Raw genomic sequence first — 14,240 nt, 5'->3', positions numbered from 1 at the left:
AAAATATAAGTAAAATGTCCACTTTTATAGTGGATTTTTTCTTTTTATACTATGGAAAAACTAATATTAACCACAGAAGACCATGTCACACTAACTGCCCATTTGTTTAAACCGGAAAGAGACCATGGAAAATTATTACTGATCAATTCGGCGACAGGGGTAAAGCAGCAGATCTATTTTTCTTTTGCCAGCTACTTTTGTGAACAGGGATTTACAGTCATTACCTACGACTATAGGGGAATTGGACTTTCCAAACCGAAAAATATGAGAGGATTCCATGGCTCAATGAGACTTTGGGGGTCAAAAGATTATAAAACGGTAACTCAATATATCAAGTCAGAATATAAAGAATACAAAAAGTACTGCTTAGGGCACTCCGTAGGTGCATTAATCCTGGGAATGAATGAGGATTCCAATATCTTTGAAGAATTTGTTTTTGTAGGAACTCAAAATGCCTTTGTAGGAAACCTTAAAGGTAGAACAAAAGTTGAAGCGTATTTAGGCTTTGGAATTGCGCAGCCTTTAACTACTTCACTGTTAGGATATTTCCCGGCGCATTGGTTTGGATTGGGAGAAAGTCTTCCAAAAAATTGTGCATATGACTGGAGAACCTTAATTTTAAACAAGAAATCAACCAACAAGCTGTTGGAAAAAATTGATGATTTTTCTAAAAATTTAACCCAGAAAGTATTTGTAATCCGAGCTGAAGATGATGTATGGTTAACGGAAAAAGGAGTATTAAGTTTATTAAATAATACCTATTCAAATCTTAAACCTACGTACAGACTGGTGGCTGCTTCAGAATCTGATAAAAAAGAAATCGGACATATTAATTTTTTTAGAAGTTACAACAGCAAACTCTGGGATATTATTTTAAATGAACTGACAGATAAATGAAAAGTACGATTGATAACACTGTAGCATTTGTAAAAGAAAAATTAGAAGGAGCAGAAGCCGGACATGACTGGTTTCATATTGAAAGGGTCTGGAAGCTGGCTGCTCAGATAGCAGAAACAGAAGACTGTGACAAAGAGGTTGTAGAGTTGTCTGCCCTTCTTCATGATATTGCTGATCCTAAATTTCATAACGGAGATGAAACTATTGCTCCGAAAATATCGAGAGCATTTCTCGAAGGGCAGAATGTACCTGAAGAAACCATTCAGAAGGTTTTATTTGTGATCGAAAATATTTCGTTCAAAAACAGAGATCAGGCGCCTGTAAACCCACCCATTGAACTTCAGATTGTACAGGATGCAGACCGTATTGATGCCATAGGCGCTATTGGAATTGCCAGGACATTCAATTTTGGAGGTTTTAAAAATAACCTGATGTATCATCCGGATATGAAACCCAAACTGGGAATGTCAAAAGAAGAATATAAAAAATCTAACGGGACAACTATTAATCATTTCTATGAAAAATTACTGCTTCTGAAAGATATGATGAATACTGAAAAAGGAAAAAAAATGGCCGAAGAAAGACATAATTATATGCTGAATTTCCTCGACCAGTTTTATAAAGAATGGAATGTAGATTAGAAAATGTTATATCCCAGAATTAAGGAAACAGATTTAAGATCTGCATGAGGAAGATCCTTATACAGAATGTTGGTACGGTTATTAAATCTTGCTTCTATACTGAATTTATTATTGTAAGTAAATCCAGCGCCAAGTGAAGAACCTCTGAAACTTTGATTAGAAGCTAGGGCTATATTATCAAATACTTTTCCGTCATAATCTACATCTATAGAAGATGGGGAACTTGTTTTTATGTTGAATATGTTGATGGCAGCATTAACAAATATTTTTGATTTATCATTCAAAAACATAGAATACCTTATCCCTACCGGAATATTAATAGAAGAATAACTATCCATGGTAATATTATAGAGATTGTCCTCTGTTCGGATAGTTGTTTTTTTATTAGTATATTGTGAGTACGTTGGCTCAAGAATGATAGACCACTTATTTTTGTTGAACGGTAAAACCAATTCAGCTTCTAGCCCTACTCTGAAATTTGATGTTGAAGAAAAGCCAGGGTTGCTGTAAGAATCTTCTAATTTTAACGGTGCATAAAAATTAATTCCCGGTCTGATAGCAAGATTGAATTTCGCCTGCTTTTTATTTTCTGTAAAATTCTGATCATTGATTTGATTAGTTGTTGAACTATCAGAATTTTTACTATTATAAGCCTTAAATATTTTTGTTAAACTAGACGCTGTATATTGTGTTCTGTTTACTAATGTCTGGACATCACTGTTATCAGAAAAAATAGTTTTTAACTGATCAAGATATTGATCATTGGTAGCAACCTGGGAACTATTTCCATTAAAAAAATATTTTTTATAAATTAATGGATGGATGATCGCATCCGATTCAGAATAGAAATATCTTGTGATGTGGCCTTTATAAATATATAGTTTTTTATTTCCGGTAACGAGTTCTTTCAGGAATACGGAACTCTTTACAAGCTTTGGCTCTTTGGTATAGGAAAAACTGGAAATATCGTCTGATGAGTAGTCAATCTCACCATTATAAGTAACATATTTAGCATCATTATATATCCCGAATTCCTTAATTGTACTGGTTGTGCCTTTATCTTCAGCAGAGTTTTCATCTGTTTTAAAAACAAAACTGTCAGGATTGCTTACCCACCCTTTATTTTTGATCAGAACTTCTTTTTTTGTGTTATTTTGGTCTATAATATACCCTTTTTCAAACTTCACTTGTGCATAAAATGAAGCTATGCTAAAGAAAATAAGGCCAGAAAGTGTTTTTTTCATGGTTATCTAAAGTTAAAATATGGGCGCAAATATAGATAAAATAGAGATAAGAAGTATATTTGTAAAATATGACACTCATTATTTTCATAATATTTTTAGCTTCTGTTCTTTCCTTGGTTCTCTTTAAGGTTAAATCAGGAAGCGTGGCCAGATGGGCAAAGCTGTTTCGTATTGTAACGGTGGTTTTTTCAATTTCTGTTTTTACGTATTGGTTTATCAAGAAAAGTGCTGTGGCATTTGTGGATAATTCTGTGGGGCTGCAGGTGATTAATAAGCTTCCGCAGGCATTAGACTTTTATTTAATCAAAGTAAATAAAACAGATCAGAACACTACCCTTGAACCTAAACATATCGGAAAAATACGCCCGGAGTACTACAGAATAGAGTACCTCAAAATGGATAAGTCTGATGAATATTGGATTGCAGGCTATCTTGGAAAGAAAAACCTTGTGTACTTTTCTCAACATTCTGTACCCAATAAAAATATCGACCAGATTGTAGAAGTGCAGAACTACATCAATCAAAGTATGAAGCTTTCCGATGCTGCCAAAAAACAGGTGGATGCTTATAATTATGAGAATACAAAGCTTGGTATCTGGATTACATTAGACTTCCTGCTCCTGTTTCTCAATCTCGTATTGCTTCTTAGAAAAAATAAATAAAAGAGGTAATGAGTTTCAAATACTCATTACCTCTTTTGTTTCTATTAAGGATAATCCAGAATTTGCATAATCCACTCTTTAAACTCTTCAGGACAGGCTTTAATCAATCTATCCTTATTTTGTTTACTGATTTCTTTGGGTTCAAGCCATTCAATCTTGTTGAAATTCAGACTGTGATTATCATATACTCTTTTTATCGTATGGTTTTCATAAAAAATATAGTCATCACCAAGCCAGTTGGTAGCAATGCTTATTGTACAAATTTCCTTTTCCATGATTTATGTTTTAAAGTATAATGTTGAGTGAAATACATTATACTCTAATATATGAATTTTTTTGTTATGTAAAGGAATAAGCTACAGTCTATTTCCACATTGACTTAAAACAGGGTTCCGGTGCTTTCTGCTGCCATTTGCGGAATATGAATATCCGTTTTCCATTCCTCATTCACTTTTTTGATAAAATAAGCAGATAATAGAGGAGATGCTTTTTCAATATTCTGGTGTACAAAGAAGTAAAGGTTCTGAAGACCTTCTTTCTTCCATTTGGTAAGGTGCTTCAGCCAGTCATCCAGTCTTTCGTAGTCACTTTCTGCATTGGCTCCCACATAACGGATAAATGCGTTGGGTGTGGTAAGACGCATGTGAAGCATATCTCTTCTTCCTGCAGTATCTACAATGATATTGGTAATATTGTGAGCTTCAAAGAGTTCACATGTTGTATTAAGTATTTCTTCATCAGTAAACCATTCCGTATTCCGGAGTTCTATGGCTAACGGAACTTCTTTTGGCCATTCCTTTACAAACTTTTCAAGTCTGTCATAATCCTTAGGTTTAAAATTATCATGAAGCTGAAGGAAAGCCATTCCCAGTTTTTCATCAAAATTAATAACAGCGGAAGCAAAATGAGTCACAGGATCCGTTACATCAATCAGCCTTCTGAAATGGGAAACTGTATTGGTGATTTTAGGGAAGAATTTAAAATTTTCCGGTGTTTTTTCTTTCCAGGTCTTTACCTGATCCGGAGTTGGCATTCCGTAGAAAGTAGCATTCAATTCAATAGAATTAAACTGAGTGGCATAATAGGTGAGTTCATCCTTGGTTCCTTTAGGATAGAATCCTTTGAGATCTGTTTTATTCCATTTCGCACATCCGATAGAAATATTTTCCAGTCCCTTTTTATTGAGAGCTAGTATTTCTTTGGTTTTAGGATGGTCCTTAGGTAACGTGAAATCTATTTTTGATGGGTCTTCTACTTGTCCGAATTTCATATCTGTAGTTTTGGGATTAAACAATGAACACAAATATAAACCAAAAATCTCAGAGCATTCTATGATTTCTCTGGAAAGTAATTAGACAGAATCAGCATTGAAAACGACAAAAGCACACCTTTCGGTATGCTTTTGTAAATATAGCGTGTTTATTACTTGGTCCTATGCCTCGCAGCTTGAACATGATACGAAGTTAACCATCATTTCTTTTGAAACAGATGAACTTCTTTGGTAGTAAAGTGTTTTAACTCCTTTTTTCCAGGCTTCAATATAAAGGTAGTTGACATCTTTTACAGGCATTGTAGAAGGAATCTGAAGATTCAGAGACTGTGCCTGATCAATATATTGCTGTCTCTGTGCTGCCTGAGAAATAATCTCCATTGGAGAAATTTCTTTGAACGTTTTGAATACTGCCTTTTCTTCAGGAGTAAGCTCGTTCAGGTGCTGTACCGATCCGTGGTTCAGCATGATTGTTCTCCATGTTTCTTCGTTATCCAGTCCTTTTTCTTTCAATAGTTGTGCAAGGTATTTATTCTTACGCATAAAGTTTCCTTTCGCAAGACCTGCTTTATAATAGTTGGAAGAGAAAGGCTCGATTCCCGGAGAAGTTTGTCCTAAGATGGCAGAACTTGAAGTGGTTGGAGCAATAGCCATTGTTGTGGTATTTCTTAATCCGTAACCTTTCAGTACTTCAGGTTCTCCATAGATGTTGGCAAGTTCTCTTGAAGCCTGCTCAGCCTGCTCTTTGATATGTCTGAATGCTCTGGCATTGAACTGAGTCGCTTCAAAGCTTTCAAACGGAATCATATTTTTCTGTAAATAAGAGTGGTATCCTAAAACTCCTAAACCAAGAGCTCTGTGACGCATCGCGAAGTTTCTTGCTCCCTGTAGGTAATAGTTTCCTTCAGTTTTGTCAATGAACTCTGATAATACAGCGTCAAGGAAGTATACTGCCAGTTTTACAGCGTCTGTATCTTTCCACTCATCATACAATTCCAGGTTCATGGAAGACAGACAGCAGATGAAAGATTCTTCCATTGTTGATGGAAGCATGATTTCAGAACAAAGGTTACTTGCATTCACCGTCATTCCCAGGTCTTTATAAACCTGAGGTTTATTTCTGTTCACGTTGTCTGTAAAGAAAATATACGGAAGACCTTTTTGCTGGCGGCTTTCCAATACTCTTGCCCAAACTTTACGTTTTTCCATATCACCATCGATCATATCCTGCATCCAGTAATCCGGTACACATACTCCGGTAAACAGGTTCTGAATCGGGCTGCCGATATCTTTAATGGATAAAAATTCTTCAATATCTCCGTGGTCAATATCTAAGTAAGCAGCAAAAGCACCTCTTCTTACTCCTCCCTGAGAAACCACATCCATAGCCGTATCGAAAAGCTTCATGAATGAAACTGCTCCTGAAGATTTTCCGTTATCCGTTACAGCGGTTCCTCTGTTTCTCAATTCTCCAAAATATCCTGAAGTTCCACCTCCGATTTTAGTCTGCATGATAACTTCACCCATTTTGTGGGTAATTCCTTCAATGCTGTCCGGAATATGAACGTTAAAACATGAGATAGGAAGACCTCTTTCCGTTCCCATATTAGCCCATACAGGAGAAGAGAAGCTGATCCATCCCTTTGTGATCATCTCTTTGAAAGCCGGCTGAAGTTCAGGTTTATATAACCTTTTTGCAGCGGCAGTGGTAATTCTGTCGATAGCGCCGTCTACCGTTTCACCTTTCAACAGATATCCTCTGTTCAGCATTTGCTCAGACTCTTCATTGAGCCACCATATATTTGAATTTTGCTCTTCCATAGATGTTATATTTTCGAATTCCGGAATGAGAGAATCACTCCGGAATTTTGTTTTTTTATATTATTGATTGTAAAATTTCTACTTTGTGGGAACCGTTCAGCCCGCTTTCATCTCTTAATCTCTGAAATTCTTTAAAAGACGGAACATTCAAAACCTCATGCTGAACTTCTTCATTGATGTAGTTTGAATAATGTACAAAAGTAACACCATCTTCCTTTACAAATACCTTATATTCAAAAGTGGAAGGATCTAAATTTTTGAAGTCTTCCAGAAATTTTTGGATATTGGTTTTATTGTTTGGAACAAATTCCGGGTTTACCGTATAGGTTACTATTACATTAATCATTTCTTTTGTATTTGTGCTTTACTGATGAACAACAATTTCACTTATTAATCAGAAAAGGGTAATCCTGATACTGACCGCTTTGACGCTCGCTTCGCTCGCGCCCCAATATTAGAACAAGTCGTTTGCTGTAATACTCTTATCGTGTTTTGTATAGTCAACAGGTCTTTTAGCAAAGAAATCATCTAATGAATTGGCGAAAACTTCTTCCTCGAACCATACCATTGGTCTGTATTGTTCAGGAGTAATGTTGTATTTTGTTTTCATGTTGATTTTCTTCAAGCTGTCATCCACACGGTATTTCATGAAGTTTAACAGGTCTTCTTTAGAAACGTTGTCGATTTCTCCCAGTTCAAAGATCCAGCTAAGGATATCTCCTTCTCTTGCGATAGACTCATCTACCAAAGTGTAAATGTCTTCGATATCGCTGTCTGTTAACAAGTCAGGCTGTTCCTCACGGATTTTGTTGATCAGATAAATTCCTGCGTTAGCGTGAATCTGCTCATCTACGGAAGTCCATGCAATGATATTGGAAACATTTTTCATAAACCCTTTGAATCTTGTGAAAGAAAGGATGATGGCAAACTGCGAGAAAAGAGAAACGTTTTCCACTAAAATACTGAATAATAATAAAGCAGAAACATACTCTTTAGGTGTTGCAGAGTTAGCATGTTTTAAAGCATTTCCCAGAAACTCTATTCTTCCTTTTACAGCAGGAATTTCGATAACATTAAGGAACTCATCATTATATCCTAATACCTCTAATAAACGGGAATATGCTTCAGAATGGCGGAATTCGCATTCTGCAAAAGTAGATCCTAATCCATTGAACTCCGGTTTTGGTAGGTGGTTGTATAAATTTCCCCAGAATGTCTTTACAGACACCTCGATCTGTGCAATGGCTAACAGCGCATTTTTCACAGCATGCTTCTCATGTGGTTCCAACTGCGAATGAAAATCCTGAACATCTGCAGTAAAGTCCACTTCCGAATGCACCCAGAACGATTTGTTGATGGCTTCTACAAATTGAAGAACCTCCGGGTATTCAAATGGCTTATAACTTACTCTTTTATCAAAAATTCCCATATTAAATATCTTTATAATTAAATAATTTAGATCCTTGTGGATAACGTTCAGGAAATACTTAACTTTTTGTTTATCTGGAGGTTGTGAATTAAAGTTATTCACTTCCCAAATTCATATTTCTTGTAAAGAACTAATAGCAAAGTTCGAAAAAAAGAACTGATTTTGAAAGAGGTAAATACTAATAGGCTGACTTTTAGCCTGAAAAGTTTTCCACATTTACATGAAACTGGCTCGGATAATAGGCTGGACAGCAATCTTGAGGATAAATAGATACAAATAGGGAGTTACAGTTAAACAATGTTTTGTAAAGTATTATTAATAAAGGATTAATGTGTTAAACAAAAAAATATTTGAATAAATTTTTATTCTTGTAACAATTTGAAAATATCATCTACTTATTGGGTATAAAACATACATCACTTAATGTTAGTAATTCAGGATTTAAATAAGTCATACGATACAGGGAAAAGCAAGCTTCATGTTCTCAAAGGAATTAATCTGAATATTTCTGAAGGGGAGTTTGTTTCCATTATGGGAAGTTCCGGTTCCGGAAAATCTACGCTTCTTAATATTATTGGAATTCTGGATGAAAAAGATTCCGGAACCTATGAGTTGGATGGAGTTCCTATTGAACATTTATCCGAGGTAAAGGCTGCCGAATACAGAAGCAGATTCCTGGGATTTATTTTCCAGTCTTTTAACCTTATCAATTATAAAACAGCTTTGGAAAATGTTGCCCTGCCTTTGTACTATCAGAATGTACCAAGAAAAGAGCGAAATCAGAAAGCTATGGAATATCTGGAGAAAGTAGGATTGGCACAGTGGGCCAACCACCTTCCAAGTGAACTTTCCGGAGGGCAGAAGCAGAGAGTAGCCATTGCAAGAGCATTGATTACAGATCCTAAAGTAGTACTGGCAGATGAGCCAACCGGAGCATTAGACTCTAAAACCACTCATGATATTATGAAACTTCTACAGGATATCAATAATGAAGGAAAAACAATCATCGTTGTAACCCACGAACCTGATGTAGCTGCACAGACCAAAAGAAATGTAGTACTGAAAGATGGGATTATTGAGAGTGATGAGTTTATTAAGCAGATTGTATTATAAGTGAATCGTGAATGGTCAATTTTGCTTCGCAAGTGAATTGATAATGAAGAGGAAAAATAATTAATAACACACACAAATGAATATGAAAAAAAATAAAAATGTTTTTAAATCTGAACCATTATAAACTTGATGTTTATCAGTCAGCCAGAGAATTAAGAATAGAATGTTATAAAATTTTATCCAAGATTCCTGATCATGAAAAGTTTAACATAATCGACCAGATACGAAGAGCTTCTACTTCAGTGGTATTAAATATTACCGAAGGATGTTCAAGAAAATCTGAACTGGAAAGGAAAAGGTATTTTGAAATTGCCAGAGGTTCGGTTATTGAGTTGGATTCTTGTTTTGATATCGTTATAGAATGTAACTATATTAAAATAGAGGAATTAACAAAAATTGGAAATTTAATAAAAACAGCATTTATCTTGTTAAGTAAAATGTTGAAAAAAGATTAGAAATGTGAAAATCAGTCAGGTTCGTAATTAAAGTTTTGCGAAGAATAAATTGACAATAAAGTTAATTGACTTCGAAGAAAATTGAAAGCGCAGCTAATTGACTTTTTTACAAAGTAAAAAAATAAAAACTATGTTTGACCTAGATCGTTGGCAGGAAATATTCAGTTCTATCCGGAGTAATGTACTTCGGACGGTGCTTTCAGGGTTTACAGTAGCTTTGGGACTGTTTATTTTCATCGTACTTTTTGGAATTGGAACAGGTCTTCAGAATGCTTTTTCTGAAGGATTCTCAGGTGATGCCAAAAACCTGATCACCATTACTACCGGAAAAACGACATTGGCCTATAAAGGACTGCAGTCAGACCGAACCGTTACACTGAATAATGGTGACTATGATTTTCTTATTAACGCTGAGAAAAAAAATGTAGGAGCTTCCAGCCCGAGATACAATGCCAGTTTAATGGTGAAATATGGTAAAGAAAGCGGAATCTATCAGATCCATGGAGCAGAACCCGGAGAGCAGGTGATTGAGAACCGGAAAATGATAGACGGCAGATATATTTCTCCAAGAGATCTGGAAGGAAAGCAAAATGTGGCAGTCATTGGAAGAATGGTACAGCGGGATTTGATCAAGAACGGAAGTCCTGTAGGAAAAGAACTGGATATCAATGGAACTATGTTTAAAGTGGTGGGCGTATTTTCAGATGATGGTGGAGACTGGGATGAAAGACATATCACGGTGCCGATTACCACTTTGCAGCAGATGAAAAAAGGTTCCGATACGGTGAATATTGCCTATATCTCATACAGTGATAAACTGACTCCTCAGGAAGCCATTAAATACGGAGATGAACTTAAAGATAAGCTGAAATCAAGGAAAAATGTTTCTCCTGATGATGAAAACGGTGTCCGTGTCTGGAATAATGCTAAAAATATGAACGACACATTCATGTTTATGGCGGTACTTACAGCAATTGTAGGGTTTATCGGGCTGGGAACACTGCTTGCCGGAATCATTGGGATCAGTAACATTATGGTGTATATCGTAAAAGAAAGAACCAAAGAAATCGGAGTACGAAAAGCTATTGGCGCAAAGCCAAGCGGAATTGTAGGGCTGATTGTTCAGGAAAGTGTTGTGATTACAGTGGTGTCCGGACTTGTTGGAGTCGCAATAGGTGTTTTGACTTTAAACCTTATCGGGAACAGCCTTGAAGAGTTTTTTATTAAAAACCCAAGTGTAGGCTGGGGATCCATTATTATGGCCTTCATTGCACTGATTTTCTCAGGACTGATCGCAGGATTTGTACCCGCATACAGAGCTTCCAGAATCAAACCTATTGAAGCGCTGAGGACGGAATAATATAAACAAAAGGCAAAAATGCAGATTGATGGAATTCATAACTCATAATGTATAACTCATAATTCAACAAGGTGAATATCATATTTAAAAAAGATACTTGGCAGGAAATTTATTATTCATTGAGGAATAATAAACTCCGGACATTTCTTACCATGATCGGTGTAGGATGGGGAATGTTTTTGTATGTAAGCCTTCTTGGAGCAGCAAAAGGAATGGAGAATGGTTTTGATAAATTATTTTCCGGTTTTGCCACCAATTCAATCTTCCTGTGGGCACAAAAAACATCAATTCCCTATGAAGGATTTCCTAAAGGAAGAGAAGTTCATCTGAACTTAAACGATATGGAAATGTTGAAAAGAAAAGTAACAGCCATAGATTATATCTCGCCGCAAAATGCGAGAGGAAGCTTTACAGGAACTCCCGGAGAAGCAATGTCCAGAAACGGTAAGAACGGAACCTATTCGCTTACCGGAGATTATTCTGTGGGAAATAAAATTTCAGAAAAGAAACTGATCTTCGGACGTTATATCAATGATGCCGATGTTTCCGGGAATAAAAATGTAGTTGTTATTGGAGAAGAGATTTACAAAAACTTCTTTGATTCCAAGAAAAAAGAGAATCCAATAGGAAAATCAATCAATATTAAAGGGCTGTTCTTCAATGTTATCGGCGTTTTCCGGGTAAAAAAAGGAGGAGGATTTGAAAATGACCAAACGGCTTTCATTCCACTTTCCACTTATACGAAAATGTATAATGCAGGAGATCAGATAGACATGTTTGCCATTGTCAGTAAGCCGAATGCCAATGTCAATTCCGTAGAAGAAGATGTAAAACAGGTTTTAAAAAGCAAAAATAAAGTTTCCCCTGAAGATACCAATGCTTTCGGAAGTTTCAACCTTGGAAAAGAATTTAAAAAGCTCACAGGTTTCCTTACAGGAATGCAGCTGTTAACAATCATTGTAGGTACACTGACTATCCTTGCGGGAGTCATTGCGATTTCAAATATCCTTTTGATTACAGTAAAAGAAAGAACTAAAGAAATCGGGATCAGAAGAGCGTTAGGAGCGAAGCCTGCGGAAGTAAGAAATCAGATTCTCCTGGAAAGTGTTGTCATTACACTCTCTTCGGGATTAATAGGTTTCATGTTTGGAATCTTTGTATTAATGATTCTCAATGCGGTTACCCAGGGTCAGGATTCATTTCCTTTCTATAATCCGACAGTGAACTACGGAAACGTATTTGCTGCAATGGCTGTTATGGTGATTCTGGGATTAATAATCGGGATGATTCCAGCACAGAGAGCCGTAAAGATCAGGCCTATTGAAGCATTAAGAACAGAGTAATTAATTTGAAAATAAAACAATTTTAAGATTTAAATAAGAGAATATGGAGAATCAGCCTTTTTAAATCTTTCAATCTATTGAATAAAAAATAAACTATACATATGAAAAAGAAATTCACCTGGAAAAAAGCCATTTATATAGTATTAGGGCTTTTATTTGCAGTGGCATTGTTCTCAGGGCTTGGCTATCTTATCAAATCAAACTCTAAAGAAGGAGAAGCTTTCCTTACCCGTAAGCCTACCGTTCAGAATATGGATGATAAAGTAATGGCAACAGGAAAAATTGTTCCCAAAGAAGAAATTGAAATCAAGCCCAACATTGCAGGGATTATAGATAAAATTTTAGTAAAAGAAGGAGATAAGGTAGAAGTAGGGCAGTTAATTGCTACCGTAAAAATTGTTCCGAGTATCTCTGAAGTAAATGCCGCTCAGCAGGAAGTTCAGAATGCACAGATCCAGATCAGTAATGCCCAGATGAATGTAGGAAACATGCAGAAGCAGTTTGATATGCAGGATAAGCTTTACAAGCAGGGAGTAGCTTCTAAACAGGAGTATCTGAACGCTCAGCAGCAGTTGTATTCTCAGCAGCAGACTTTGAAAAATGCCCAGCAGCAGTTGAATACCGCTCAAAAAAGATTGCAGATCGCTAAAACAGGGGCAACTCCTGAACTTAAAGGACAAGGTTTGGCCACTACAGAAATCCGTTCCAAAGCATCAGGTACTGTACTTGAAGTTCCTGTAAAAGCAGGAAGTCAGGTGATTGAAGCCAACAACTTTAACGCCGGAACTACCATCTGTTCAGTGGCAGATCTGAATGTTCTGATCTTTAAAGGTGAAATTGATGAAGCCCAGGCCGGAAAGCTAAGTGAAGGTATGGATATGAACATCGTGATCGGTGCTCTTCAGAATAAAACATTCCCCGGAAAACTAACTATGATTGCTCCAAAAGGCAAGGATAATGCAGGAACTATTAAATTTCCGGTAGAAGGTAATGTAACTAATCCTAATAATGAGTATATTAGAGCTGGTTTTTCTGCCAACGGTGAAATTGTTTTAAGTTCTCAGAAAAATGCATTATTATTGGATGAGTCTTTAATTCAGTATGAAAAGAAACAAGGAAAAGATGTTCCTTTCGTGGAAGTGAAACAAAAAGACGGGAAATTCAAAAAAGTATATGTAAAACTGGGAGCAAGTGATGGGATCAACGTTCAGATTCTTCCGGGATCCAATATTACAAAAGACACCGAAATTAAAGTGTGGAATCCATCTGATAAAGACAAAGAAGAGCTTAAAGAAAAAGCGAATAAAAAATAATAAACTACACTATACACTTTTAAACTGTGAATCCCTGAGGAATTTTTTTCTCGGGGATTCTTTTTTACGTCAAAATCTTTTGCAGGTGTAAATTCCTATATTTGAATATATAAATCCATGAAAAAATGTGTGGCTACGCCCAGAAAACTTATAAATCACATTATGTCTGTTTTAAATGCCGGAAATCATTTAAACAGCCGGATGCTTATGATATTATAAAAAGGATCGAAAAAGAAAAAGTATACCATGAACCAGGGAAGTCAGTCCGTAATGTAGGATATACTTTTACAAAGGCAGGAACGCAAGAGCTGGAAAAAATTGTTTCTGAGATTGAAAACCGGACTATAAAATGTCCTGAATGCAGCAGTATGATGGCTGATATGGGGAAAGGTTTTAAAGCCCCTAAAAAAAAAGCTCTCAAAGAATGGAAGATTATAGAAAGTCTTTTTAAAACAGGGAAATGCTTTCACTCATGTGGCTGTGATGGAATAGGGTATATTCCTGAAAATCCTAAAGACTATGAAACGTATCTGAATAATATATTGAAAACATATCAGGAATATTTAGCGGTCTGCCAAAAGCTTCCTATAGAAAAATGTCCTGAGAAGAATGACGAAATAAAGTATTGGTCTGACAATATTCAGAAGATAAAAACTGAAATTATTGATAACAGATTTGAAATAATATTGTAA

15 protein-coding genes are annotated in these 14,240 nt (G+C 35.9%); 9 read left to right on the top strand and 6 right to left on the bottom strand.

The features are described from left to right. Positions 1 to 51: 51 nt before the first annotated feature. Together DEU40_RS12000 and DEU40_RS11995 are read left to right on the top strand one after the other, a co-directional pair. On the top strand, positions 52 to 897 hold the full coding sequence (locus tag DEU40_RS12000) for a serine aminopeptidase domain-containing protein (protein ID WP_110010049.1): 846 nt from the start codon (positions 52 to 54) through the stop codon (positions 895 to 897). Then, positions 894 to 1,538: an HD domain-containing protein gene (locus tag DEU40_RS11995; protein WP_110010048.1), complete on the top strand. Its 645-nt coding sequence runs from the start codon at positions 894 to 896 to the stop codon at positions 1,536 to 1,538. The genes DEU40_RS12000 and DEU40_RS11995 overlap by 4 nt, the downstream gene beginning before the upstream one ends. On the opposite strand, the gene DEU40_RS11990 is transcribed toward DEU40_RS11995, so the two are convergent. After that, positions 1,535 to 2,782, bottom strand: coding sequence for an outer membrane beta-barrel protein (locus DEU40_RS11990; protein WP_110010047.1), 1,248 nt, complete (start codon positions 2,780 to 2,782; stop codon positions 1,535 to 1,537). The genes DEU40_RS11995 and DEU40_RS11990 overlap by 4 nt on opposite strands. 68 nt (positions 2,783 to 2,850) lie before the next feature. On the opposite strand from DEU40_RS11990, the gene DEU40_RS11985 reads away from it, so the two are divergent. After that, entirely contained in the window at positions 2,851 to 3,444 is a 594-nt protein-coding gene (locus DEU40_RS11985; protein WP_110010046.1) for a hypothetical protein, read from the top strand. A 44-nt stretch (positions 3,445 to 3,488) separates the two neighbouring features. Here DEU40_RS11985 and DEU40_RS11980 read toward each other — a convergent pair whose 3' ends face one another. The 5 genes from DEU40_RS11980 to DEU40_RS11960 all read right to left on the bottom strand — a co-directional run bounded on the left by DEU40_RS11980 (position 3,489) and on the right by DEU40_RS11960 (position 7,964). Then, positions 3,489 to 3,719 carry a hypothetical protein gene (locus DEU40_RS11980; RefSeq protein ID WP_110010045.1) on the bottom strand — a complete coding sequence of 77 codons (231 nt, stop codon included), beginning with the start codon at positions 3,717 to 3,719 and terminating at the stop codon, positions 3,489 to 3,491. Between the two features lie 104 nt (positions 3,720 to 3,823). Beyond that, positions 3,824 to 4,714 carry a DUF72 domain-containing protein gene (locus tag DEU40_RS11975; RefSeq protein WP_110010044.1) on the bottom strand — a complete coding sequence of 297 codons (891 nt, stop codon included), beginning with the start codon at positions 4,712 to 4,714 and terminating at the stop codon, positions 3,824 to 3,826. A 162-nt stretch (positions 4,715 to 4,876) separates the two neighbouring features. Then, the gene (locus DEU40_RS11970) at positions 4,877 to 6,535 is read right to left on the bottom strand and encodes a ribonucleoside-diphosphate reductase subunit alpha (RefSeq protein WP_062673967.1); all 1,659 of its coding nucleotides are present in this window, start codon (positions 6,533 to 6,535) and stop codon (positions 4,877 to 4,879) included. A gap of 55 nt (positions 6,536 to 6,590) precedes the next feature. Continuing rightward, positions 6,591 to 6,881, bottom strand: a complete 291-nt coding sequence (locus tag DEU40_RS11965) for a hypothetical protein (protein ID WP_110010043.1) — start codon at positions 6,879 to 6,881, stop codon at positions 6,591 to 6,593. 108 nt (positions 6,882 to 6,989) lie between these two features. Next, positions 6,990 to 7,964 (bottom strand): ribonucleotide-diphosphate reductase subunit beta, encoded by a 975-nt coding sequence (locus DEU40_RS11960; RefSeq protein ID WP_062674779.1) that lies wholly within the window; start codon positions 7,962 to 7,964, stop codon positions 6,990 to 6,992. A 423-nt stretch (positions 7,965 to 8,387) separates the two neighbouring features. Between DEU40_RS11960 and DEU40_RS11955 the strand changes: the two genes are divergently transcribed. From DEU40_RS11955 to DEU40_RS11930, 6 genes are all read left to right on the top strand, one after another. Next, positions 8,388 to 9,077, top strand: coding sequence for an ABC transporter ATP-binding protein (locus DEU40_RS11955; RefSeq protein WP_034699055.1), 690 nt, complete (start codon positions 8,388 to 8,390; stop codon positions 9,075 to 9,077). A gap of 98 nt (positions 9,078 to 9,175) precedes the next feature. Further along, positions 9,176 to 9,532 (top strand): four helix bundle protein, encoded by a 357-nt coding sequence (locus DEU40_RS11950; protein ID WP_062673974.1) that lies wholly within the window; start codon positions 9,176 to 9,178, stop codon positions 9,530 to 9,532. A 130-nt stretch (positions 9,533 to 9,662) separates the two neighbouring features. After that, entirely contained in the window at positions 9,663 to 10,892 is a 1,230-nt protein-coding gene (locus DEU40_RS11945) for an ABC transporter permease (protein ID WP_110010042.1), read from the top strand. A gap of 71 nt (positions 10,893 to 10,963) precedes the next feature. Beyond that, a complete protein-coding gene (locus DEU40_RS11940; RefSeq protein WP_110010041.1) occupies positions 10,964 to 12,235 on the top strand; it encodes an ABC transporter permease in 1,272 nt (423 codons plus the stop codon). 101 nt (positions 12,236 to 12,336) lie between these two features. After that, the gene (locus tag DEU40_RS11935; protein ID WP_171006293.1) at positions 12,337 to 13,548 is read left to right on the top strand and encodes an efflux RND transporter periplasmic adaptor subunit; all 1,212 of its coding nucleotides are present in this window, start codon (positions 12,337 to 12,339) and stop codon (positions 13,546 to 13,548) included. A gap of 125 nt (positions 13,549 to 13,673) precedes the next feature. Further along, a complete protein-coding gene (locus DEU40_RS11930; protein WP_110010039.1) occupies positions 13,674 to 14,240 on the top strand; it encodes a hypothetical protein in 567 nt (188 codons plus the stop codon).

This window comes from Chryseobacterium sp. AG844 (assembly GCF_003182335.1).
GTDB lineage: Bacteria > Bacteroidota > Bacteroidia > Flavobacteriales > Weeksellaceae > Chryseobacterium > Chryseobacterium cupriresistens.
This window is presented reverse-complemented; position numbering and strand designations above follow the sequence as displayed.